27 protein-coding genes and 2 pseudogenes are annotated in these 22,105 nt (G+C 66.0%); 16 read left to right on the top strand and 13 right to left on the bottom strand.

Going from position 1 to position 22,105, the window contains the following annotated elements; translation table 11 throughout:
* Positions 1–902: TetR-type transcription factor C-terminal domain-containing protein (locus tag NA5_RS36145; RefSeq protein ID WP_157110835.1), on the bottom strand; the 902-nt coding region annotated here is incomplete at its 3' end.
* Between the two features lie 431 nt (positions 903–1,333).
* Here NA5_RS36145 and NA5_RS41000 point away from each other — a divergent pair.
* The 6 genes from NA5_RS41000 to NA5_RS43085 all read left to right on the top strand — a co-directional run bounded on the left by NA5_RS41000 (position 1,334) and on the right by NA5_RS43085 (position 8,808).
* Positions 1,334–1,636 carry a hypothetical protein gene (locus tag NA5_RS41000; RefSeq protein ID WP_157110834.1) on the top strand — a complete coding sequence of 101 codons (303 nt, stop codon included), beginning with the start codon at positions 1,334–1,336 and terminating at the stop codon, positions 1,634–1,636.
* A 211-nt stretch (positions 1,637–1,847) separates the two neighbouring features.
* A complete protein-coding gene (locus NA5_RS36140) occupies positions 1,848–3,080 on the top strand; it encodes an RsbRD N-terminal domain-containing protein (protein ID WP_062993532.1) in 1,233 nt (410 codons plus the stop codon).
* 128 nt (positions 3,081–3,208) lie between these two features.
* A complete protein-coding gene (locus tag NA5_RS36135; protein ID WP_062993531.1) occupies positions 3,209–4,687 on the top strand; it encodes a class I adenylate-forming enzyme family protein in 1,479 nt (492 codons plus the stop codon).
* A gap of 33 nt (positions 4,688–4,720) precedes the next feature.
* Positions 4,721–6,481 (top strand): DUF3556 domain-containing protein, encoded by a 1,761-nt coding sequence (locus tag NA5_RS36130; RefSeq protein ID WP_062993530.1) that lies wholly within the window; start codon positions 4,721–4,723, stop codon positions 6,479–6,481.
* A complete protein-coding gene (locus NA5_RS36125) occupies positions 6,478–7,929 on the top strand; it encodes a phytoene desaturase family protein (protein WP_062993529.1) in 1,452 nt (483 codons plus the stop codon). The genes NA5_RS36130 and NA5_RS36125 overlap by 4 nt, the downstream gene beginning before the upstream one ends.
* Before the next feature lie 690 nt (positions 7,930–8,619).
* Positions 8,620–8,808: a methyltransferase gene (locus NA5_RS43085; protein WP_307188895.1), complete on the top strand. Its 189-nt coding sequence runs from the start codon at positions 8,620–8,622 to the stop codon at positions 8,806–8,808.
* Positions 8,809–9,216: 408 nt separating this feature from the next.
* On the opposite strand, the pseudogene NA5_RS43395 reads toward NA5_RS43085, so the two are convergent.
* Positions 9,217–9,359: pseudogene (locus tag NA5_RS43395) on the bottom strand (alcohol dehydrogenase catalytic domain-containing protein); the annotation flags it as partial.
* A gap of 180 nt (positions 9,360–9,539) precedes the next feature.
* On the opposite strand from NA5_RS43395, the gene NA5_RS36110 reads away from it, so the two are divergent.
* The 3 genes from NA5_RS36110 to NA5_RS40990 all read left to right on the top strand — a co-directional run bounded on the left by NA5_RS36110 (position 9,540) and on the right by NA5_RS40990 (position 10,608).
* A complete protein-coding gene (locus NA5_RS36110) occupies positions 9,540–9,863 on the top strand; it encodes a hypothetical protein (RefSeq protein WP_062993527.1) in 324 nt (107 codons plus the stop codon).
* Positions 9,860–10,282 carry a low affinity iron permease family protein gene (locus NA5_RS36105; RefSeq protein ID WP_245672622.1) on the top strand — a complete coding sequence of 141 codons (423 nt, stop codon included), beginning with the start codon at positions 9,860–9,862 and terminating at the stop codon, positions 10,280–10,282. Before NA5_RS36110 ends, NA5_RS36105 begins: the two co-directional genes overlap by 4 nt.
* A 179-nt stretch (positions 10,283–10,461) precedes the next feature.
* Positions 10,462–10,608: a hypothetical protein gene (locus NA5_RS40990; protein WP_157110833.1), complete on the top strand. Its 147-nt coding sequence runs from the start codon at positions 10,462–10,464 to the stop codon at positions 10,606–10,608.
* A 135-nt stretch (positions 10,609–10,743) separates the two neighbouring features.
* Here NA5_RS40990 and NA5_RS36100 read toward each other — a convergent pair whose 3' ends face one another.
* Positions 10,744–11,031, bottom strand: a complete 288-nt coding sequence (locus tag NA5_RS36100; protein WP_157110832.1) for a Rossmann-fold NAD(P)-binding domain-containing protein — start codon at positions 11,029–11,031, stop codon at positions 10,744–10,746.
* A 226-nt stretch (positions 11,032–11,257) separates the two neighbouring features.
* Positions 11,258–11,854 (bottom strand): enoyl-CoA hydratase/isomerase family protein, encoded by a 597-nt coding sequence (locus tag NA5_RS43390; RefSeq protein WP_371856488.1) that lies wholly within the window; start codon positions 11,852–11,854, stop codon positions 11,258–11,260.
* A gap of 205 nt (positions 11,855–12,059) precedes the next feature.
* Here NA5_RS43390 and NA5_RS36090 point away from each other — a divergent pair, with 205 nt between their 5' ends.
* Positions 12,060–12,491, top strand: a complete 432-nt coding sequence (locus NA5_RS36090; protein ID WP_062993525.1) for a winged helix-turn-helix transcriptional regulator — start codon at positions 12,060–12,062, stop codon at positions 12,489–12,491.
* 192 nt (positions 12,492–12,683) lie between these two features.
* On the opposite strand, the gene NA5_RS36085 is transcribed toward NA5_RS36090, so the two are convergent.
* Positions 12,684–13,535 (bottom strand): TIGR03620 family F420-dependent LLM class oxidoreductase, encoded by an 852-nt coding sequence (locus NA5_RS36085; protein WP_062993524.1) that lies wholly within the window; start codon positions 13,533–13,535, stop codon positions 12,684–12,686.
* 88 nt (positions 13,536–13,623) lie between these two features.
* Here NA5_RS36085 and NA5_RS36080 point away from each other — a divergent pair, with 88 nt between their 5' ends.
* Together NA5_RS36080 and NA5_RS36075 are read left to right on the top strand one after the other, a co-directional pair.
* A complete protein-coding gene (locus NA5_RS36080; RefSeq protein WP_062993523.1) occupies positions 13,624–14,469 on the top strand; it encodes a LysR family transcriptional regulator in 846 nt (281 codons plus the stop codon).
* A 69-nt stretch (positions 14,470–14,538) separates the two neighbouring features.
* The gene (locus tag NA5_RS36075; protein WP_218020241.1) at positions 14,539–14,820 is read left to right on the top strand and encodes a hypothetical protein; all 282 of its coding nucleotides are present in this window, start codon (positions 14,539–14,541) and stop codon (positions 14,818–14,820) included.
* A gap of 242 nt (positions 14,821–15,062) precedes the next feature.
* Here NA5_RS36075 and NA5_RS36070 read toward each other — a convergent pair whose 3' ends face one another.
* The 4 genes from NA5_RS36070 to NA5_RS42690 all read right to left on the bottom strand — a co-directional run bounded on the left by NA5_RS36070 (position 15,063) and on the right by NA5_RS42690 (position 17,897).
* Entirely contained in the window at positions 15,063–15,521 is a 459-nt protein-coding gene (locus NA5_RS36070; RefSeq protein ID WP_062993522.1) for an SRPBCC family protein, read from the bottom strand.
* A gap of 265 nt (positions 15,522–15,786) precedes the next feature.
* Positions 15,787–16,338 carry an epoxide hydrolase family protein gene (locus tag NA5_RS36065; RefSeq protein WP_218020240.1) on the bottom strand — a complete coding sequence of 184 codons (552 nt, stop codon included), beginning with the start codon at positions 16,336–16,338 and terminating at the stop codon, positions 15,787–15,789.
* A 59-nt stretch (positions 16,339–16,397) separates the two neighbouring features.
* Positions 16,398–17,285 (bottom strand): AraC family transcriptional regulator, encoded by an 888-nt coding sequence (locus tag NA5_RS36060; protein ID WP_062993521.1) that lies wholly within the window; start codon positions 17,283–17,285, stop codon positions 16,398–16,400.
* Positions 17,286–17,372: 87 nt separating this feature from the next.
* Positions 17,373–17,897 (bottom strand): hypothetical protein, encoded by a 525-nt coding sequence (locus tag NA5_RS42690; protein ID WP_245672619.1) that lies wholly within the window; start codon positions 17,895–17,897, stop codon positions 17,373–17,375.
* Here NA5_RS42690 and NA5_RS42685 point away from each other — a divergent pair.
* From NA5_RS42685 to NA5_RS42955, 3 genes are read left to right on the top strand one after another with little or no spacing between them, the layout of a single operon-like run.
* The gene (locus NA5_RS42685; protein WP_245672623.1) at positions 17,779–18,429 is read left to right on the top strand and encodes a hypothetical protein; all 651 of its coding nucleotides are present in this window, start codon (positions 17,779–17,781) and stop codon (positions 18,427–18,429) included. The genes NA5_RS42690 and NA5_RS42685 overlap by 119 nt on opposite strands.
* Before the next feature lie 11 nt (positions 18,430–18,440).
* Positions 18,441–18,911, top strand: a complete 471-nt coding sequence (locus NA5_RS42680; RefSeq protein WP_245672617.1) for a DUF4232 domain-containing protein — start codon at positions 18,441–18,443, stop codon at positions 18,909–18,911.
* A gap of 41 nt (positions 18,912–18,952) precedes the next feature.
* A complete protein-coding gene (locus NA5_RS42955) occupies positions 18,953–19,084 on the top strand; it encodes a hypothetical protein (protein ID WP_281201780.1) in 132 nt (43 codons plus the stop codon).
* 344 nt (positions 19,085–19,428) lie between these two features.
* On the opposite strand, the pseudogene NA5_RS43385 reads toward NA5_RS42955, so the two are convergent.
* From NA5_RS43385 to aztA, 4 genes and pseudogenes are all read right to left on the bottom strand, one after another.
* A pseudogene (locus NA5_RS43385) lies at positions 19,429–19,629 on the bottom strand (BTAD domain-containing putative transcriptional regulator); the annotation flags it as partial.
* A 53-nt stretch (positions 19,630–19,682) separates the two neighbouring features.
* A complete protein-coding gene (locus NA5_RS41965) occupies positions 19,683–20,147 on the bottom strand; it encodes a hypothetical protein (protein ID WP_218020239.1) in 465 nt (154 codons plus the stop codon).
* Positions 20,144–20,416: a hypothetical protein gene (locus NA5_RS40985; RefSeq protein WP_157110831.1), complete on the bottom strand. Its 273-nt coding sequence runs from the start codon at positions 20,414–20,416 to the stop codon at positions 20,144–20,146. The genes NA5_RS41965 and NA5_RS40985 overlap by 4 nt, the downstream gene beginning before the upstream one ends.
* 39 nt (positions 20,417–20,455) lie before the next feature.
* Positions 20,456–21,250, bottom strand: coding sequence for a zinc ABC transporter ATP-binding protein AztA (gene aztA / locus NA5_RS36030; RefSeq protein WP_245672616.1), 795 nt, complete (start codon positions 21,248–21,250; stop codon positions 20,456–20,458).
* A 49-nt stretch (positions 21,251–21,299) separates the two neighbouring features.
* Here aztA and aztB point away from each other — a divergent pair.
* The coding region (gene aztB, locus NA5_RS36025) for a zinc ABC transporter permease AztB (protein WP_169811414.1) at positions 21,300–22,105 on the top strand (806 nt) is incomplete at its 3' end.

Raw genomic sequence — 22,105 nt, 5'->3', positions numbered from 1 at the left:
GCGTGGGTCATGACGGCTCGGGTTGTGTGTCCGCGCATGATGTCGACGGCGAATTGCGCGTATTCGACGGCGATTTGTTGTTGAGAGACACGGCCGACAGGGCGGAACCACTGCGGCAGGGAAGTGCACATGGTGGCGACGGCGCGGGCGGCTTCGCGTGGGTAGCGGGTGGTGAACTCGCCTGCCCGGATTCCGGCGGCAACTTGGTCGTCGATCATTCGCTGAACGTCGTTTCGCTGAGCAGCGATTCGGGAGCGTGTGGGTTCGTCGACGCTGCGCATTTCGCTGGCCCCGATGAACGCGAGGTCACTGCGGTGTGTGTGGAACAACGCGAGGGCTTCGACAATGTTGGCGAATCGTTCGACCACGGTTGCGCCGTCGTCGCGGGCTGCCGGGATTCGCCAATACAGATCGGACATCCCGAGGTCGAATATGGCGACGAGCAGGTCTTGTTTGCTCGGGTAGTAGTGGTAGACGCCGGCGACACTCATACCGGCGTTGGCCGCGATACTCCGCATCGTCGCGCCGTGGTAACCGGTTTGCAGAAGTGCTGCGATCGCGGCGTCGAGAGCAGGATCGAGTGTCAGGGGCTCAAAAGTGCGCCATGTTTGCCCGTCACTGGCCGACCGGGCAGGTGATCTGCCGGTAGCGTCGGCGGCTGACGGCAGCCGGGCCGCGAGAATGTCGACCGCGGAGACGCCGAGTTCGGCAGCGATCCGGTCGAGCCGGCCGACGGTCAGTGTTGTTTTGCCGTTCTCGATGGCACTGAGGGTCCCGGCGCTCACCTCGATGTTGCGTGCCAGTTCGCGCAGCGAGACTCCAGCCGCCGTTCGAGCCCGGCGCACAAGGTGACCCGCACCGGTGTCGCCAGTATCCTCACGCACGATCTCCTGTTCAGGCATACTGAACATACTACATCGCCGTTGCCAATCGGATTAGAGCAGAACCGCAGATCACTTGACATTCCTTCGCAGTGTGGTGACGATGGTCACCAATTGAACAGCTGCCTATCGAACGTACGGTGAATGTTCACATTCCAGGTGAACGCGGAAGGATGCGCGATGGCCGAGGCTCCTGGTGCGTACGACTGGCGAACCGATCCTCTGCGAACAGCACTGTCGCGACGAGACCTTCGCTACCATTCGCCTGTTCGCGCACCACCGGCCTCTGAATGGCGAGCGGGTCGATCCAGTCCTCCGGCTTGCTGCGGCTGGGCCGCGGGTTGCTGGCGTCGTTCCTAGCAGACAGGTAAATGCGATCCGTATGTTGCTGTCTCTCGCTCTTGTTGCCATTGCCGGAGGTGGCTCACGCTAATTCGAACCAAGGATTGATCATGAATTCTCACGACATAGATAATTCTCACGACATCGATATCAACAGAGCCGGGTTTCATGCGGCTATGGAAGCCTTGATGATGGACGATCCCCACCCCAGTGATTGCCTTGGCGATTACTTTCAAGATTGTCCATCACTCTGGCTGCAGAGAGCGCTCTACGCATATGAATGGGCAAAGCGAACCTACCTTGTTCAGAATCTTGGTTCCACGCTCTACCAGGAGCTTCCACAGCCTGGCGAAGCTCGTGAAGCTGTCCTCCTGCATGAGTCCAGACTGCAAGAAAGTTCGACACCGCGATGACCGCGTGGAGTTGCTCAGTGTGTGAAACCCGCATGTATGCGGAGTCCGACTACAGAAGTGGCCATCGTCGCGTATCGCGCGCTGGTATCTGGTTCCTGGTCACCGGAGTACATCGGCGACTATTACGCCGAGCTTTGCGCTACGGATCGTAGGCGTTCGGAAGTCGAGCCCGCCCGAGCCCGCTCGGTCGTGTATATCACAGGATGATCAGATGCAGACCGACGCCGCAGAACTGCTAGCGAGGATCGCGGGAGGGCTGAGCCGGCATGCGTTGGCCTTGTCCGAACGTTTGACGGAGCAGATGCTCCAGATCGAGCCGGAGCTGCGCGGCGACAGCCGGGTGGAGTCATTGCTGCGCGCCAGCGTCACCAGCAACGTCGTGATCGCGTTGCATATCTACGAACTGGGGCTGGACATCGACGAGCTCGATGCGCCAGCGGAGGCGTTGGAGTACGCCCGTCGCATGGCCCAGCGCGGTACCTCGATCGCCGCGCTGCTGCGGGCGTACCGCATCGGGCAGCGACTATTCAACGACCACATGCTCGGTGAGATCACTGCCGCGACGAACGACCTCGACTTGGTCACAGCGGCGGTGGCCGAAATGACCGACCGCTCGTTCGCCTACATCGATCGGGTCTCCCAACAAGTCGTGACCGCCTATCAGGACGAGCGGGACCGATGGCTGCAGAACCAGATGGCCGTCCGCACTGCTCGGGTGCGCTCGATCCTGTCCGGACAGCGTGTCGATCTGGGAGAGAGCGAGCGTGCGCTGGGATATCGGCTCGACCGGACCCACTTGGGCCTGGTTGTCTGGTCCGACGCGGGCGTCGATCAACTGCGTTCTGCCAAACAAGTGGTGACGACCATCGCCGATCAGTTGTCCTGCCAGGGACAACCCGTGCTGATCCCGGCCGACGAATCGACCCTGTGGGCCTGGCTCCCGCAACCCGAACTGGAAATGGATCCCGCCGCGGTGAGCATTCCGAGGGCGACATGGGCGGCGGTGGGCAGGCCTGCGGCTGGGCTGGAGGGCTTCCGGCTGACCCATCGCCAGGCGACACAAGCACAGGTGGTCGCGATGTCCGCGCCGGCAACGGAGCGTGTGTCGGTGTCATGTTCGGCACAGGTCGGGCCGATCGCGCTGATGTGCTCGGATCTGGCCGCCACGCGGGCATGGATCAGCGAAATCCTTGGGTCGCTGGCGCGTGACGACGATGCCACGGCACAGCTGCGCGAAACGGCGCGTGTCTTCCTGGACACCAACGGCAGCTTCCAGACAACGGCCGAGCGGCTGGTGTTGCACCGTAATACCGTCCAGTACCGGATCCGCAAGGCGGAGGCAGTACTGGGGCATTCGCTGCGGGAGGGACGGCTGGACGTTGAGGTCGCCCTGCTGGCCTGCCGATGGCTGGGGTCGACAGTGCTGCAGTCCGTGAGTGACTGAGTCATCCGTCGTGCGATGCGCACGATCACTCCGGCTATGTTCATGCGCTCGCGATATGGTCCAGGTCACACCGCCTTCCTAACGTGTCGTTCACGCAAGTGAGCTGCTGCGTTAGCAAGGAGATCGACATGCACTTCGCCGCCCTCCCGGATGTACGCGCCGGGATCGTCCCCACCAACCCCTGTCTTGCCGACGACGACCGGGGGCGGATCACCAACGTCGAGTTCCTCGACCTCGTGCAGAAGTACGCCGATCGGTTGTCGAACGCCGGAATCGGTGTCGGCGATGTTGTCGCCGTGATGCTGCCCAACCGGCTCGAATTGATCGTGGCATTGTTCGCGGCCTGGCGGCTGGGTGCCGCGGCGACGGCGATCGCCCCGTCGCTGACCTCGGCCGAGGTGGATTATCAGTTGAGCGATTCCCGCGCTCGCGTACTGGTCTGCGCTGACGACTGCGAGGCCGGCGAGATCGATGCGGCGCAACGGCTTTCGGTGCCAGAGCTGGATCGGCACGAAGGCCGCGTCGGCGGCGCAGAGGCGATCGAGTTCTCGAACGACGCGCTGGCGTTGATCATCTACACAAGCGGTTCCACCGGACGCCCCAAGGGCGTCGAGCTGACGCACGCGAACATCATGGCGAGGGCCGAGACGATGGTCGCGGGCATGCGGCTGACCGCTGACGACCACAGTCTGCTGATTCTGCCGCTGTTCCACGTCAACGGCATCGTGGTCAGCGTGCTGTCGCCGCTGCTCGCCGGCGGCCAGACCACTGTCGCCGGCCGGTTCTCGCCGCGGACCTTTTTCGACAGGGTCGGGGCGGCACGGCCGACCTATTTCTCCGCGGTGCCAGCCATTTACGCCATGCTGTCAGCGCTGCCGCACGAGATCCGGCCCGACACCTCCTCGGTCCGCTTCGCCCTTTGCGGTGCGGCTCCGATGCCTGTCGAACTGCTCGCCCGGTTCGAGGAGCGCTACGGTGTCGCGATCTACGAAGGTTATGGCCTGTCGGAGGGAACGTGCGCGAGCACGGGCAATCCGCTCGACGGTGTCCGCAAACCTGGCACCGTCGGTATCGCGCTTCCGGGGCAGGAGATCGCCGTCGTCGACGGCGACGGCAATTTCCTCAATGACGGATCGGCGGGCGAGGTCGTGATCAAAGGTCCGACCGTGATGCGGGGATATTTGGGTCGGCCCGAGGAGACGGCGAAGGTGATCGTCGATGGCTGGCTGCACACGGGCGACGTCGGTCGCATCGACGCCGACGGCTACCTCACCCTGGTGGACCGCATCAAGGACATGATTATCCGCGGCGGAGAGAACATCTATCCCAAGGAGATCGAGTCCGCGATCTACACCCATCCACAGGTCCTCGAGGCCGCCGTGATCGGGCGACCGCACCCTGTCTACGGCGAAGTACCCATCGCCTTTGTGTCCTATCGCGATGGCGCCGCGGTCGACCCGGAACAGATGCTCGATCTTCTCCGGAACTCCTTGGCCGGCTACAAGCTTCCCGAACTGATCGTGACCGTTGACGAGATCCCGAAGAACCCCGTCGGGAAGATCGACAAGCGGACTCTGCGCGCCCGCTCGGTCGAAGCGCGCCTCTGATTACATTCCGTTCCCTCTCGAAAGACATCTGCCATGGGATTCACGAAACCGGACCTTCCGGACATCGACTACGCCGAATGGAAGACCCGGCCGCGCGGCGAACGACTCCGCACCGTTGCGGAACACTGGGTCGAGCACGGCTTCGGCACCCCTTATGCCGTCTACCTGCTTTACCTCGTCAAGTGCGCCCTGTACGTCCTCGGCGCGGCAGCGGTAATCTCCTTGACCCCTGGACTCGGAGGGCTCACCCACATCGCCTCGTGGTGGACCGAGCCGATCGTCTACCAGAAACTGGTCGTGTGGACCCTGCTGTTCGAAATCCTCGGGTTCGGGTGTGGGTTCGGGCCGCTCACCATGCGGTTCCTGCCGCCGATCGGCGGGCTGCTGTACTTCCTGCGCCCCGGCACCCTGCGTCTGCCGCCGTGGCCAGGGAAGGTGCCGTTCACCCGTGGTGACGAGCGCGGCATCATCGACGTCGCCCTGTATGCGGTCGTCCTCGGATCCGGAATCTGGGCTTTGCTCGCCTCCGGTCATGGCGCTCCGCCAGCAGACGGCAGTCACGTAGGTCTGCTCGATCCCACGGTCGTCGTCGCTCTGGTCGTTGCCCTCGGCGCGCTGGGGTTGCGGGACAAGACGGTGTTTCTGGCGGCCCGCCCCGAACACTACCTGTTGATGCTGCTGATGTTCTTCGTCCCGTTCACCGACATGGTGATCGGATTCAAGCTGGTCATGCTGGCCCTGTGGTGGGGTGCGGCCACGTCCAAGCTCAACCATCACTTCGGGCACGTGGTGGCGGTCATGATGAGTAACAGCCCGGTCATGCGGATCAAATGGCTGGAGCGCAAGATGTATCGCGACCCGCCGCGGGACCTGCGCCCGTCACGGATCCCGGCCCTGCTGGCACACGGCGGCACCATCGTGGAATACCTGGTTCCCGCCTACCTGGTCTTCCTCGGCCACGGCGGCCCGCTGACGTGGGCGGCGATCATCTTCATGGCGGTCTTCCACCTGCACATCATCTCCACGGTGCCGATGGGCGTGCCGCTGGAGTGGAACATCTTCTTCATCTTCAGCCTGTTCGACCTGTTCGGACACTACGGTTACATCGATGTCTCGGGGCTTCGATCTCCGCTGGTTTTCGCGCTGATTCTGTTCTCCACACTCGTTGTCGTCCTCGGACATGTTCGGCCGCAATGGGTTTCGTTCCTGACGTCGATGCGCTACTACGCTGGCAACTGGGCCACCAGCGCCTGGTGTTTCCGCGGGGACGCCGAGCTGAAGCTCGAACAGCATGTGACCAAGAGCGCCGCGCTACCGGTCACCCAGTTGACCAAGCTGTACGGCCCCGAGATCGCCGACATCCTGATCCAGTCCGGGATGGGCTGGCGATCGATGCATACGCATGGCAGGGCGCTCAACGGTCTGATCACACGGGCCGTCGACAACGTAGACGACTACGCCATCCGCGACGGAGAGATTGTCGCGGGCCCGCTGCTCGGCTGGAACTTCGGTGAAGGGCATCTGCACAACGAACAGTTGCTGGCAGCGCTGCAGCGTCGCTGCCGGTTCGAGGAAGGCGAACTGCGCATCGTCGTCCTCGAATCCCAGCCGATCCACCGGCAACGCCAGGCATATCGCATCATCGATGCCGAGAGCGGAGTCATCGAGGAGGGCTACGTGCTGGTCGCGGACATGCTGGCCCGCCAGCCATGGCCGGAGCCAGGCGACCTGTTCCCGGTTCATCCTCTCCGCCGCGACGACACCCGGGTTCTGCCCTCGGCGCGTGTGCGATGACCACGGCGATTGTGGTCGGCTCCGGGCCGAACGGACTGGCCGCCGCCGTCACGCTGGCCCGGCACGGCGTCGACGTCACCGTGCTCGAGGGTGCCGCCACCATCGGCGGCGGCACCCGCTCCGGCGAGCTCACCCTCCCCGGGCTGCTGCACGACCACTGCGCAATGGCTCACCCCATGGCCGTCGGGTCGCCGTTCTTGACCGGAATCGACGCGGCCCGATACGGATTGGAATGGGCGTGGCCGGAAATCGACTGCGTGCACCCACTCGACGACGGAACAGCAGGAGTGCTGTACAGGTCCCTCGAAGACACCGCCGCGGGCCTCGGCGCCGACGGCTCGATCTGGCGCCGTCTGTTCGCCGGCCCCTCCGCTGGATACGAGCTGCTGGCGACCGATTTTATGCAACCACTCCTGCGGATACCGTCACATCCGGTGCGGTTGGCACGATTCGGCATCCCGACCCTGATCCCGGCCGCAGCGCTCGGACGGTTGTTCCGTACCGAGCAGGGGCGGGCGCTGTTCGCCGGGAACATGGCACACGGCTGGCAACCACAGCACCGGATCCTATCCGCGGCAATCGGTCTCGGCATCACCACCGCCGGCCATCGCTACGGGTGGCCGGTTGCGGTGGGCGGCTCGCGCGCAATCGCGGACGCCATGGCGGCCGCATTGACAGATCTGGGTGGAAAGATCGAGACCGGCCTCTGGGTCAAGTCGCTCGACCAACTGCCGCCAGCCGACCTCGTGATGTTCGATCTCGCCCCGGCCGCGATCGCCGACATCGCCGGTGACCGGCTGCCGTCGCAGGTCTCCCGAGCGTACCGGCGATTCCGGCACGGGCCCGCCGCCTACAAGGTCAGCCTGGCCGTCGAGGGCGGCATCCCGTGGACCAACCCCCATGCTGGCAAAGCGGGAAGCCTGCACATCGGCGGCAGCGCCGCCGATGTGGTTCGCGCCGAACACGCAATTCATCGAGGCCGGCTTCCCGACCGGCCCTTCATCGTGGTCGGACAGCAGTACCTCGCCGACTCCACACGATCACGCGGAAACCTACACCCCATCGATCTATACGCTCATGTGCCACAAGGATATTCGGAGGACGCCACCGACTTGCTGCTCGACGCGGTCGAGCGGTTCGCACCCGGGTTCCGGGACCGCATCGTCGCCATCACCGTGGTCGGCCCCACCGCCATGCAGGCCTACAACCCCAACTATGTGGCCGGGGACATCCTCATCGGCGACAAGAACATTCGCCAACTGATCTTCGGCGGACCACGCATCACCCTGCGCCCCTACCGTATAGCGGACCGGATGTTCATCTGCTCGGCCGCCGTACCACCAGGGCCGGGGGCGCACGGGATGAGTGGATACAACGCAGCATCTGCGGCCATGCGAAAGTTCGCCGTCCCCACCGAGGCGCATACTGCCTTTGGATCCGCACGTTGATGCGCTGTCGCCCCTCGACAATCACCATGGCGTGGTCGGCCGGATCCAAGCGGTCGGTGTCGATCATCAGACCACCGCTTCGCATCGGGTGTTCGCTGCGAAGCGGTGCGTTCTTCCAACGCTCGCCGCTCTGGATGCTGTGTTTTTCTCAGCTGAACCCGAATCGAACCCGCCCACGGCGCCTCTACCCGCGGTTCTGCACTGATGCGGCTCAAAGCCATCGCTCACCCTTCCTGTATAACCGCAAGTAGAACGGGTGACGTTGCGTAATGTGTGTGTTCGGAGGGGGTATCGACCAATACGCCAACCTCCTGTAACACCGAAAACTGGCGGTCATCGGCAAATAGCGGTGGCGTGACGGTTCTGGTCTCGTCGCTGCAGGTTCGTATCCCCGGCGGGGCACGCGAAACATGGGCAACTGGAAAAGACGCCTGGTCATCGTGGATGTGTATCCCGTCTGAGGGCTCGCGAAGTTCCGGAGGAACTGGCTCCGCCCATGCTGTGATCAGATTGTGCCTCGTTGGCTGATTCGAACTCCGGGTGTTTACCGGCCCCAGGCCGACACCTGGTTGCTGGTGCAGGTCCTGGCGCGGCCGACATACCGCGAGGGGTGAGTGTGCTGGATGTCGGCACCGGAACTGGTGCACTGGCGGTGGCCGCGGCTCGGTGCGGGCTGAGACGGTGACGGCGGTGGACATATCGCGTGCCGCCTTGGCATCGGCGTGGCTCAACTATCGATTGCGTGGCATTGCGGTGGAATTGGTGCTCGGTGACTTCGCCGCGACGCTGGGGCACCGGCGTTTCGATGTGGTGCTGGCCAACCCGCCGTATGTGCCCTCGCCCGACGGTCCGCATGCCCGCGGACGCGCTTGCGCCTAGGACGGCGGCCACCTCGGCCGCGCCACCCTGGACCGAGTGTGTGCATCGCTGCCCACGCTGCTCAACCCGCGTGGTATCGCGCTACTGGTGCATTCGGCCCTTTGCGACGCGGATCTGACTTTGTCGACGCTGCGCGCGCATGGCCTCAAAGCCTCTGTGGTGCAACGTCGTTGGATTGCGTTCAGTCCTGTGCTGCGCGATCGTGCGCAGTGGCTGATCGAGACCGGATGTATGGACCACACTCAGCGATGGGAGGAACTGGTGGTCATCCGTGCCGACCGAACCGACCGCCGAACCCCGCCGGATCACCTTTACCACCGATGGCCGCGCCTTGGTGGTGGGTTGATCAGTGCTTGGAGTTCATCGCAGGGCGCGATCTTCACCGCTGTCGGTTTTGTGTTGGAATCAGTCCCCGGTGGTAAGTCCGGTGACCGCCGAGCGGGTCTCGACGACCCGGCCCTCGGCTCGTGACCGAGCACGTCGTCGGGTTTCATATGGGCACCGAGCACCTCGTACAGGTGCAGGTCCGAACCACAGATGCCAGTCGATGTTCCTCACTCGAAGTCTTCAGGTCGCTCTGGCCGTACCCCGCGCGGGCGTCGGCGAACGAGCCGAGCAGGGAGGCGTCAGCTCGGAGTCCGGTCTTAAGCATCCGGTTTCGCCGCGGTCGGCGCGGGTATCTGCGCGTCGAGAGCCGTTTCGGCTGCTTCGCCGCATCAGCAGGAGGATCGATGGCAGATCAGCACGGGCACCGGCTTGCCGGTACCGCCGCATCAACCGCGCTGTCCGACCTCGGATTCGCGGCCCTCGCCACGGGCGTCATCGCCCGGCGCCGCCGCGTGATGGGGTTGCCCGAGCGCGCGAACGCGGACGCGCGGGTCCTGACACGCATGCGCGCGTTACCTCCCGAATCCGGTTCGAGCCCCCGCAAACTGTCGACCGATATACCAATGCCGTTGATATCGAACGACTTCGGGATCGAGTTCACTGTGCACCCCGCACCATTTCCGATCGATCGAGCCTGGCACGCCGACCCCGCGCAGGACCGTCGATGAACAAGTACACACGGGCCCCTTCCGACGAGAACAGCACGATGCCCTCCGATGTCGACGGCAAGCCAGGCCTGTTCGACCGCTTCGCCAGCGGGGCCGCCGCACTGACCTCCAAAGCGGCGTTTTTCGTATTCTGCGTGCTGATGGTGATCCTTTGGGCGCCGACGTTCGTGATCCTGCCCAGCGTGGACACCTGGCAACTGGTGATCAACACCGCGACCACCATCGTGACCTTCCTGTTGGTCGCACTGTTGCAGAACACCCAGTCCCGCTCCGAGGAAGCCCTCCAACAGAAACTGAACGCCATCGCCGACGCGCTCGCCGACCTCATGAACGAACTCAGCACCGACTACCCCGAACTCGGCGATCACCGCACCGAACTCATCGACGCGGTCGGACTCGAGAACCGCGAATCGGCATAGGACGAACCCATCCGCCGAAAGCTGTTTTCGCACAAACTTTCTTCAGCCTGATCCGGGCTCATGCGCTGTTTCACCGGCTTGAATCCGGACACCCTGCCTAACGGATCGGATCGACCGATGGTGTGACCGTGATCGCTATCCGCGCATCCGGGTCACCACGAAGACGACGGGAGAAATCCATGAGCAACCAGGACGTTATCGCGCAACTCCGCCAGGACATCACCACAGCCGAAGATGCTGGTGATGAGCCGACTGTCGCTCGGCTTCGCGCAGAACTGATGGAAGCGATGCGCCACGCAGACAAGCCTGCCGACCAGGATCGTTAATGGCCGCTGCCGCGGTGGCTATATTGTTGGGGTGGTGTTTCTTTCGCATCAAAGCATCGTTCGCCAGCATCGCTGAGTATTACGTTTTTAGGGAAGTCGGCGATTTCTCGGGGACCCCGGCTTCCCATCGGATCTCTAACCAGATCTCCTCGGCACGTTTGCTGGCCTGTGCGGGGTGAAGTAGTCGCCGGTCTCGAGGTCCTCCAGCAACGTCGCGTGCTGCGGTGTCCAGTCCAGAAGTGCCTGGGTGCGCTCGCTGGAGACGGGCACGTCGAGGGAGAAGAATGTGGCCAGGAACGCGTTCCCGAGATGGTTGCGGGCCTGTTCCAGGGTCAGCGAGGCGGTAGGGATATCGAGCATCCGCGCAATCTGCTCAGCGACGCTCTTGACCGCGACCTCGCTTTCGCCGGCACCGTGTAGCACGCTGCTGGCGGGAGCCTTCTCCAACGCCGACCGGAAGAGACTGGTGGCATCGCAGCGGTGGATGGCCGGCCAGCGATTGCCCGTCGCCGCTGGTCAGGGGCGAACGCTTCGCATGAGCTTTTCCATGTCTCGTTCTCCCTCTAGGGTCTGGGCGCCAGCATCGAGAGCGGCACTCATGAGCTGTCCGGCGGCGGGACGATTGACGAGCGAACTCCACGCATCGTTTTCAGTCACGAGTGCATCGCCGTATTCGGCCGGCGGAAGCGCTTGTTTCGCTCCCGCGGCCACGCCCTCTGCCAGTGCTGCGATGCCCGGAGGCAACGTGGGCGACCTCGTCGTCGAGGCGATCCTCGGGTACAACGCGGTTGATCCAACCGTAGGCGGCGGCCGTCGCGGCATCGAGCGCCTCACCCGTCAGCACGATTTCGAGGGCACGGTTGCGGCCAACGCGCTCGCGCAGGTACTGCGTCGCACCCCCGCCAGGAGTGATGCCCATGAGAGCCTCGATCTGACCGATGCGAGCGGTGTCGGCGGCGAAGCTCATATCGGCTGCAGCGACGAACTCGGCTCCGCCGCCACGGGCGAGGCCGCGAAGTTTGACGATTGTGACCTGCGGCTGGTGCCGGATCAGCTCTCCGATCGATTGGAAGACATTCACCCCTGTCGGCGCGGACTCGGCCACCTCGGTCAGGATTTCCATGTCGTCGGCGATGCGCATGTCGACGTGTGCGAGAAAGAACTCCGGATTGGCGCTCTCGAACACGATGACCTTCACCGACGATCGGTCCCGCACGTCGGCCAGCAGATCTCGGATCTCTCGCATCATCGTCGCACTGAGCACGTTCACTGGCGGGTTGTCCAGCACCACGGTGAGTACGCCGCTGGCGAGGGAGGGGCGGACAGTGGTGAAAAAGCCGAAGGGCATGACTAGGTTCCGATCGTCGCGAGGTTGTAGGTATTCATTGCATACTTACAATCGGACGGTGATGATGTGCCGTCAAGAACGCACTGTGGAGGAACCAAGGATCATGGAGGACACCACCCTGCGCGGACCTGACGGCTGGGTCTTCCGGGCGGACTGCCCGAGCAGGCCGATCCTGGACCAGATTGCCGACAAATGGTCGATGATGGCGATGGCCGTCCTGGAGCGACCGACCCGGTTCAACGAGATCAAGCGTCGACTCGACGGTGTCACACAGCGTGTGCTGACTCAGACGCTGCGACGGCTCGAACGCAACGGCATGATCCAACGCACAGTGCTGCCTACCTCGCCGGTGGGCGTCGAATACTCCCTCACTCCGTTGGGGGAGTCACTCCGAGGTCCGTTCCTCCATCTGTACACCTGGACTGTGACGAACAGCGACGAGATCAGGCGACACCAGCAGGCCTACGACGTCGCGAACAGGGTCACGGAAGCTACCGCGAACACCCGAATCGGGTTGGCCGGCAACGCTGTCTGATGTCGTGTCCACCACCGTCAGCACAGAAGCTGCAGTGCCTTGGCGAGCCTGCTGCCGATGCCCATCGCGCGGGGTTGTTCTCCGTGCCATCGCGGCCTCAGGCGCCGCAGCCAACACCCTAACGCCCGAGACAGACGTAGCCCTGGCTCGGGCAATCGCCGATGCGCTCGGCGTCGAGCCCACGCGCGGCCGTTACGACGGTCGAATTCGACGGTCTGCGGCGTGCACCGCTTCGGCGACCGCGAACAGCGTGGTGATCGGGTCATCGCCGAGGGGGTAGACGCCGACGTGGTCGGCGCCGGCAGCTCGATGGGCCAGCAGGCGGGTAGCGACGGTGGGCGGGTCGCCGTGGGCGACGAGGGCGTCGATGAGGCGGTCGCTGCCGGCGCCGGAGAGGTCGTCTTCGGTGAAGCCGAGCCGCCGGAGGTTGTTCGCGTAGTTGGCGACGCCCAGCGCGGTTCCGGGTGGTGCGGATCGGGCGACCGCGCGGGCCCGCCCCGCGTCCGGCTCGATGAGGGCGAAATGGCCGGGCAACAGCAGTTTCCCCGCGCCCAGGAGGGTGCGGGCGCGTCGGGTGTGCTCCGGGGTGACCATGCCGGGAATGGCTCCTGCGGTGCGGGAGCCGGCCATGCGTAGCATCCGGGGCCCGAGTGCGGCCACCACCGTGCGGTCGGTCGGCACGCCCGCGTGGGCGAGCCGGTCCAGATAGGACACCAGTGTGTCGTATGGCGAGGCGTATTCGGTGTGGACTTCCCGGTGCCCGATCCCGACGCCGAGCAGGAACCGCCCGGGGTGCTTGGCCTCGATCCGGTGGTAGGAGGCGGCGACGGTGTCCGCGTCGGCGGTCCAGACGTTCACCACACTCGTGCCGACGACCAGCCGGATGGTCGCGTCGAGCAGTTCCTCGGCGAGGACCAGGTCGGCCGGCGGTGAGGCGTCCAGCCAGAGCGTGCCGTAGCCGACTCGCTCGAGTTCCGCCGCGGCTGCCATGTTCACTTCGTGCTCGCGCAGATGGGCGCCGAGCAGACCGAGATCGATGTTCATGCCTCGACTTCAGCACGGCGGGCCGCGGCGAGCCACGATCAAGGTTGACGCGCAGCGATAACCTGAAGGCATCGTCGAAGGAGGGCTGGTGGAGCTACGGGCGTTGCGGTACTTCGTCACGGTCGCCGACGAGCTGCACTTCGGCAGGGCCGCCGACCGGTTGCATATCGCGCAGCCCGCGGTCAGCAGGCAGATCGCGCGGCTGGAGCGTGAGCTGGGTGTCCGGTTGTTCGACCGTTCACCGCGGCGGGTGCGGCTCACCGAGGCCGGGCATCGAGTGCTCGACGCGGCGCGGGAGGCGCTCGCGGCCGCCGACCGGGTCCGGGTCGCGGCAAGCCCGCGGGCAGGCGTGATGCGCATCGGAACGGGCACGGGGCAATTCACCGCCCGCTTGGAGCGCGGGATCGACGCGTTGCGGGAGCGGGATCCGGCGTTCGACGTGGTGCTCGTCGATCTGCCGCTGACCGCACGCCTGAACGCCCTGCGGCAGAGAGAGATCGACCTGGCCCTGGCCAGGGGAGTGAGTTCGGCGCACGGGCTGCGGGTGCTGCCGACCTGGACGGAGCCCCTGTTCGCGGTCATATCCGCGCGGCACCCCGCCGCCGATCGTGCGGCGGTCGGTGTGGCCGAACTGGCCGGGGGTCCCTTCCGAACTTCTCAAGACCACGACCCATCGGTGGTAACCGCGCTACCGGAGCCCCCGGCCCCGGTGCGGCCGGGCCACTGCGCAGGCACGGTAGGGGACACGATCGTCGAGGTCGGCTCCGATCCGCGCAGCTGGACGGTGCTGCCGGCCGATCAGGTGGCCGAGATCCGCTCCACCCGGGTGCGCGCGATCCCGCTCGAACCTCCGGCGCTGATCACCGGCAGCGTCGTCGTACCGGACGACCTGCCGTCTCCTTGCGCCGAGGCGCACCGGGCGGCCTTCGGCTGACCCACGCCGTACCTGATCGGTCTCACAGCCGCTGCCTGGGCGCTAACGCCACCTTCTTCGCAATGCAGCGTGCCCCAAGCGAATTCGCGGACGTCCGCTGCATGGTCGCTTGTCAGTCGCTTTCACCACGGGTGGCGCTGGAGCGCACGCTCGAGCGCCGCGGTATTCCGGCCGAGGCTGGACTGGCTGATCGGGCTCCGTACCGGTCTCGGCCTCGACGAGATGTCCCCGCTCGGCGCCGCCGCCTCGGTCCGGGTGCCGACATTCGTCTACCAGGTCCACGACGATCTCATGACGCGCCCGTCGGATGTGCAGCCGCTGTTTGATGCCATCAGCTCGGATGTGCCGTAGGAACTGTTCTGGATCCACGGCACCACCGGCGCTGGCACGGGTACCTCCACTTTCAGAAGGAGCCGCACCGGATCTTGGAATGGCTAGCCCGCCATACCGATTAACGCGGCAGATACCTGTGGGTTCCAGCAGTCGCGCTGCTATGGAGTTCACCGAGGTCGGAGACCGATTGGGCCATTGCCGGCTTTCGCAAGGAGTAGAGCGTCTGTCCCACGTCAGCCAGGCCTGCGCCGCGACCTTGTTCAGGTCTGATTATGGTGTTCGGTCTGTTTGGTGGCGTGTTCGGCGAGCCCGGTTGCCATGGTCTGCATGAAGCGGCGGAGATACCACTGTTGGAAACTGCGTGTCCCCACGCGTGCCGTGAACGTGCCGTGCCAGCGGATCCGGGTGCCGCCGCCAGGAAGCTCCGTCAGTTCGATCGCGGCCTGGTAGTCGCGCAGGTACGGGTTCTCTGTGCCCTCGTAGGCGAAGAGGCGTTCGGGCTCGAGAGCGGTGATCCGCTCCTTGGTGACCACCTTCCCGGTGCGGAACGCGCGGATCGCGCCGACGCCGTCGCGGCCGTCGGCGGACAGGCCGACGGACTGCTCGGTTTCCAGGGCGTCGATCGGTGTCCACACCGGCCAGCTGTGTGGATCGAGCAGCAGGGACCACACGGCCGCGGGTGTGGCGGGGGATTCGGCGGTGACGTCGTAGGACTGCATTTCTTGGTTCCTTATGCTGTTCGGCGGTCGCGTACCTCGCGGAACGCGTCCCTGATTTCGGACACGAGCAGGGCAGGCTGTTCCAGACCGGGGAAGTGGCCGCCGCGGTCCAGGACGTTCCACGTGCGGAGATCCGGGTAGCGCCGTAGCGCCCAACGGCGGGCGGTGGTCCTCCGGCAACGGCGACGCCGCCGGCGTCGTGAGGTGTAGGCCGGCGACGCGCTCCGGCGCGAGCCTCGCCAGTTCGGTGCCCACGTAGGCACCCCTAGTCCCCGCCGTGCGCGACGAACCGCTGGTAGCCGAGTTCGGTCATCAACTGTGCCCACGCTCGGGCTGTGCAGCCGGGGTGCCAGCCCGGCTCGGCCGGGCGGTCGCTGAACCCGAACCCGGGCAGCGCCGGCACGACCACGTGGAAGGCATCGTGCGCGGAACCGCCGTACGCGACCGGGTCACTGAGCGGCCCGAGCATGTCTTCGAACTCCAGCACCGAGCCCGGCCAGCCGTGCGTCAGCAGCAGCGGCAGCGCGGCCGGCTCCGGCGAACGGACATGCCAGAAAGCGATGCCCAACCCGTCGAGCAGCACTCTGTAATGCGGGATCGCGTTCCATCGCGCCTCGGTCGCCCGCCAGTCGTGCCGCCGCCACGCGTCGAGCAGTGCGTTCATCCGCCGCAGCTCGATTCCCTGGGACGCGTCGGGCACCGTCTCCGGCTCGGGGAGCCGAACGCGATCCAGCCGGGCGTGCAGATCGGCGAGGTCGGGTTCGGGGACGTGTACCGCGAAGCGCTTGATCTTCGGTGCCGCCGGAATTTCGATCACGAAAAAACGCTAGCGCGATGACCGTTGCTCGCCCCATGTGCGGAATTGCGGTGTGCCGGTCAGGAATTGCGATAGACGGAGGGACGGACCCCGGTGTGGCGCAGGAACGCGGTGGACAGGGCCTCGGGTCTGGTGAAGCCGCATCGATGGGCGATCCGGTCCAGTGGCAGGTCGGTGTCGCGCAGCAGGCGTTGCGCTTGCTCGACGCGCAGGCGGGTGAGGAAGCGATGTGGCGTTTCCCCGGTCGCGTCCCGGAACACCCGGACCAGGTGATAGACCGACAGGTGTACCTCGGCGGCCAGGTCGGCCAGGGTGACCGGCTCGGCGAGCCGCTCCCGCATGAGCGCCACGGCCGCGCGCACCCTCGCGTCCTCCCGGGCCGGGACTCGATCACCCGGCAGCCGTGCGTGCCGGGTGAGCAGGTGCGTGGTCAGGAACGCGGCGGCGGACTCGGCGTACAGCTCGCCCGCCCCGTCCGGTGCGCCGAGCGCTCGAATGGCCTGCTCCAGCAGCGGGTCCGGCTCGGCGAGGGACGCCGCCATGGCCTCGAAATCCACCTCGCCGCCCAGCCGCGCGGCGATCGAATCGATGGTGTCGCGCGGGATGTGCACCTGCACGCTGCGCATCGCCGCGTCGCCGCGGTAGTGCCGGACCAGCGGCCGGTGCGGAATTCCCAGCAGGAGTCGGCCTGGGATCCAGGGGTGGCGTACGGCCCGGCCGCCGTCGCTGGTCTCCATCTCCGCCCGCCCGGACACTGGCAGCACCAGGTGCAGATCCGCCGTGCCGGGCGCCACCACATCCTCGGCGGCCGGGACATGCTCGAACCGCTGAACCAGCAGGGACTGCCAGCCCAGGTCCTGCCAGCTGCAGAACGTCCGCCGCACGTACCGGTCCATGTCGAACCCGGCATAAGGCCGCAGATCGAACCGCGCGGAATCGAACACCATGATCCCAAGATTACGGCCGTTGATGCCATGAGGCCCAAGACGATTCGCACCGTGATTCGATCGTGGGGGTGAGCCTCGACCCCGCACTCAGTTCTCGGTCGCTGGGGGTGGCTCCGTGGGGAGAGCGTTGTCGATTAGTACGGCGGCGATGGCGGCAGCGGTCGGGAGGGTCTCGCTGCCGAGTGCCCGGGTTCGGGCTGTGGTGCCGTCGAGGAGCAGTGCCAGTTGTTCGCCGAGTTGCTGGGGGTCGGTTGCGCCGGCCTGGCGGGCGGTTTCGGCGAAGCGGGCGGCGACGGATGTCTTGTAGTCGCGTGCGCGGCGGCGTGCCGGGTGGCCGGGGTCGGTGATCTCGACGGCGGCGGCGATGAAGGGGCACAGCGGTGTCAGCTCGTCCGGTGGCACCGACTCTGGCTTGTCGAATGCGGCGAGCAGCCGTTCCCGGGGACTGAGATCGGTGCGATCCCTGAAGGACCGGCGGATCCGGGTCAATGTGCTGAGCCCGGGCCAGATCGCCACACCGATCCAGGAGCAGCTGTTCGACGCGGAGACCAAAGCGCAGTTCGAAGCGCTGATCCCGCGGGGGAAGATGGGCCGACCCGAGGAGATCGCCACGGTCGCACTGTTTCCTCGCCTCGGACGACTCGTCGTTTGTCAATGGTATGGAGTTGGCAGTCGACGGCGGCACCTCCGCGATCTGATCACACCTCGAGTTCGAGGTGCAGACCGTTCCCGAGCTCCGAGCCCGGAGTGCCTCCGGCGGATCGAGGACGCATGCCGCGAGGGAGGCACGACGCTGATGTCCGCCGGGACAAACCCCGAATTCGTTGTGCCATGGCTGGGGGCATCTGCGTGCCGCCGCGGCCGGCGTCTTCAACTGCATCCCGGTCGTGATCGACGCCCCGGCCGGCTTGTTCACGATGCCTGTCCACTGTTCCTGGCAGGCACGAGCCGCGTGGAATCACCACGGCGAGGCCGGGACGCCCGGACGCGCTGTGGTTCCGGTTGCCGAATCAAACCACCGCGCCATCCGGGTAGAACCTCCCCGCCACATACGTTCACATACATTGAGCAACCACCACGGCTGCCGTACCGTGCCGCACTATGGTCGACAGCAAGTGCGCGTCAGCGATGTGGCAAGCGATAACGGTTGTGGCAGTGGCAGTTCCCGTGACTCTCCTGGCTCCGGCGGTCGCTTCCGCGCAGTCGGAGGTATGCACGGCGGAGATGTTGAAGGCGAGTACCCAGCAGGACGGGGCGCCCGCGCCCAGCGGGCAGAACAGGCTACGGATCGTGCTCACCAATACGTCCGCGCAGACCTGTCTGGTGCAGGGTTACCCGGGCGTCGACCTGGCCGGTCCCAACGATCCCAATGCGGGACCGATCTATTCGCTGCCTCGCCAGCAAACCGGGTTCGCCCCGGTGACCGTCGCTCCGGGCGAAGCGGTCAGCAGCGAGCTCACCTATCTGTCCGGCGGAGCGAACGGCTGGACTCCCTGCACGATCATCGTGACCCCGCCCGACACCACCACCCAGCTGCGCGTGCCGTGGCCACAGGCCGGGAGCGTGCAGCGCCAGGACGGTGCCACCAACCCGGGCACCTACATCGGTCCGCTGCGGCCCGCCTGAGGCGTCGGCACCGGCCGTGCCGGCGCGGATCGGCGGTCGGTGTGCAGAATCCAACCGGACACGTCACCGCGCCCGCCGCCGGCAATCGCGACGCCGCCGACCTCCTCGATGAGCTGACCATCGGGGTGCTGGTGGCGAACTGGATTCCGGCGCCGATGAATACGATGTCGTAGGGTTTGGCGGCGAGGGCCCGGCGGACGGTGTCGGCACCCGCCTCGCCTGTTTCGATGAGGCAGGCATCGACCCGGTAACCGGCAGCGTGGAGGAGAGCGGCGTTGTCGGCGTTGGTCTTTCGCAGGGTATCCGCAGTGAGCGCGGGGTGTCGCGGGAAGCCGTTGGCGTCGCGATCCAAGGCCTGCGGATGCAATCCGATCTGGATGGCCGTGGCAGGCCGGTGCCCGATCGCGTGGTGGCCGGTGCGCTCGTTCGGCGCTCCCGGCGTGACGGGGACCGGGTCGGGTCTACCGGCGGCCGCGGATGGTGCGAGCAGGGTGGGATCGTGATGCAGGATGCGGTCGTGCAGAGCGCGCAACGCAGGTCCGGGGTCGGCGGCGGTGCGCAGGAGTTGACGGGCCCGCTGGAGCGCGTTGAGTGCCTCGGTTTGGCGGCCGCTACGGCTTCGGTGTTCGCGTTTACTCGGCTCGCTCTCGGTCGTCGAAACGCGCGCGGGCGCATTCGATGTCGGGCAATGTCGTTGTGGCCCAGCGTAGGAGCGCATCGATAAGGTCTTGTAGCGACCGCCCGAGCGAGGTGAGCCGGTTGGGATGATGCTCAGGTGTCGAGGAGCGCGGGGACGAAGATGTCCTCGCTGGTCAGCAACCGCTTCGAAAGACCCTGTTCGTAGTGGTAGCGCAGGAAGGTGTCGACGGCCTTGCGGTTCGCGACGAGGCCGTACGGCCACCAGTCCTCGCCCAGCAGCATCCGGTTCTGCTCGAAGTGGCTGCTGAACCACGGGGTGACGACGCCCATATGCTGCTTCAGCGCACCCTGGCGGTAGTTCTGCTGGGCTATTTCCTTGGCCTGGCAGAAGGCGCGGTAGATCGAATATTCGAACCGGTCCAGCGACTGGCCGCCGCCTCCGACGGCGCCTCGGTCGCCGACCTGATGGCTGCCTCGCTCGAGGCGCTCAGTGCCGAGACTGTCACCGATGCCGCGGGAGCGCCGGTGCCGGTCGAGGAACTGCTGCGCTGCGCTGTACAGACGTGGTCGGAGATGTTGCGCGACAGTGCTGTTCACGCTCGCGCGGAGGAAGGCTTCGCAGCCGTACGCGACAGCATCGCCGCTGCGCTGCGCTGCGCCGCGGTCAGGCGGCAGGCGTCGCCGCGCCCACTGTGGAGCCGGAGCGTGCCGCACGGATCGTGATGGGGCTGCTGCACGGCTTTCTGCTTCAACGGGTGGCTTTCGATCTGGCTGACACGGCACAGTTCGCCGACGATATCCGGACTTTGTTCGAAGGAACGGGGCGGCCGGAAACCGCTGCGAGGTAAGGGAAGACGCGAGAACATCCACACTCGCCTTTGCCTTGGCGGCGCCGGCAGTGGTCCCTATTTGCCGTGTGCGGTCCGCGAATTCGCATTGCGGTCTGACAGCCGCAGCGGGACTGTACTGTCGGCGTTGCCCGATATCGAATGGGGCGCAACGATTTCGGGGGCCGACCTGATCGAGGATCGCGAACACGCAGGCGCTGTCTCCGGCTGGTCGGAGGTGATCAGGCGTCCGTGCTGTAGCCGGAGGAGGTGATCGGCGCCGTGCGCTCGGTCGTGTGTGGACAGCACAACGGTGGTGCCATCGGCGGTGAGCTCGCGCAGAATACGTGAGATGTCTTGCTGGGCATCGGTATCCAGACCGGTGGTGGGCTCGTCGAGGAGCAGTAGATCGGATTCCTGCGCCAGGGCCTGGGCAAGCAATGCGCGCTGACGTTGCCCGCCGGACAGCGTGGTGAGTCTACGGCGAGCCAGGTCGGTGATGCCGAGGCGTTCCATGCAGGCGTGCACGATCGCGGTGTCGGCGCGGGTCAGGCGGCGCCAGGGGCCACGATGAGCCCAACGTCCCATCGCCACCGTGTCGCGGACGGTGAGGGGCAGGGTGGCGGGGACCGCGCTGTGCTGGACGACGAGGGCGGGGCGCCGGGCGCCGGCGCGGTGGATCGTGCCCGCGGTGGGGGTGAGGACGCCGGCTATCAAGCCGAGCAGTGTGGACTTTCCCGATCCGTTCGGGCCGACGACCGCGGTCACGCGGCCTGCGGGGATGGTGGCGGTGAGGTGATGCAGCACCGGGCCGGATCCATAACCGGCCGTGACGGAGTCGATCCGGACCGCTGGGCTTGTCGTCGTCTGCACCTGTGCACCTAACTTGTATTGAAAATCATTTCCATTATAGTTCTGCGCCATGGATGTCCTATTTGCCCCATTCGAGGTGACGTTCGTGCAGCGAGCGCTGTGGGGCGGACTGCTAGTGTCCTGCGTGTGCGCGCTGGCCGGAACCTGGGTTGTGGTGCGCGGCATGGCATTTCTCGGTGACGCGATGGCGCACGGCATGCTCCCCGGCGTTGCGGTGGCCGCACTGCTTGGCGGCAATCTGTTGCTGGGGGCGGCGTGCAGCGCGGCGGCGATGGCGTTGGGTGTGACTGCGCTGCAACGCAATCCACGATTCGCCGCGGACACTGGCATCGCGTTGGTGTTCGTGGGAATGCTGGCGCTGGGCGTCATTTTCGTATCCCGGTCGCAGTCGTTCGCCGTGGACGTCACCGCTTTCCTGTTCGGTGACGTGCTGGCCATCCGCCCTCGTGATCTCGCCTATCTCGGAGTGGCGCTGGTGATCGCGGCCGTCGTCGCCGGGCTGGGACATCGGGCGTTCGTCGCCCTGGCCTTCGATCCGCGGAAGGCGCACACGCTCGGGCTGCGGCCGCGGTGGGCCCAGGCTGCGCTGCTGGGCCTGCTGACCCTGGCCATCGTGGCGTCCTATCACGTCGCGGGCACGCTGCTGGTCTTCGGCCTGCTGATCGCGCCGCCCGCGGCGGCGACCTACTGGGCCGATCGGATTCCGCTGATCATGTTGCTGGCGGCCGTATTCGGCGGCTTATCGACCGTGACCGGTCTGCTGATCTCCTGGCACGCGGAGACGGCGGCCGGCGCGACCATCGTCGCGGTCGCTGTCGCGCTGTTCTTCGCCTCCGCGTCAGCGGCGTGGCTGCG

Origin of the sequence: Nocardia anaemiae NBRC 100462, from assembly GCF_001612725.1 — a bacterium.
GTDB lineage: Bacteria > Actinomycetota > Actinomycetes > Mycobacteriales > Mycobacteriaceae > Nocardia > Nocardia anaemiae.
Note: the sequence above shows the minus strand (reverse complement) of the source record. Positions and strands in the feature narration are given on the sequence as shown.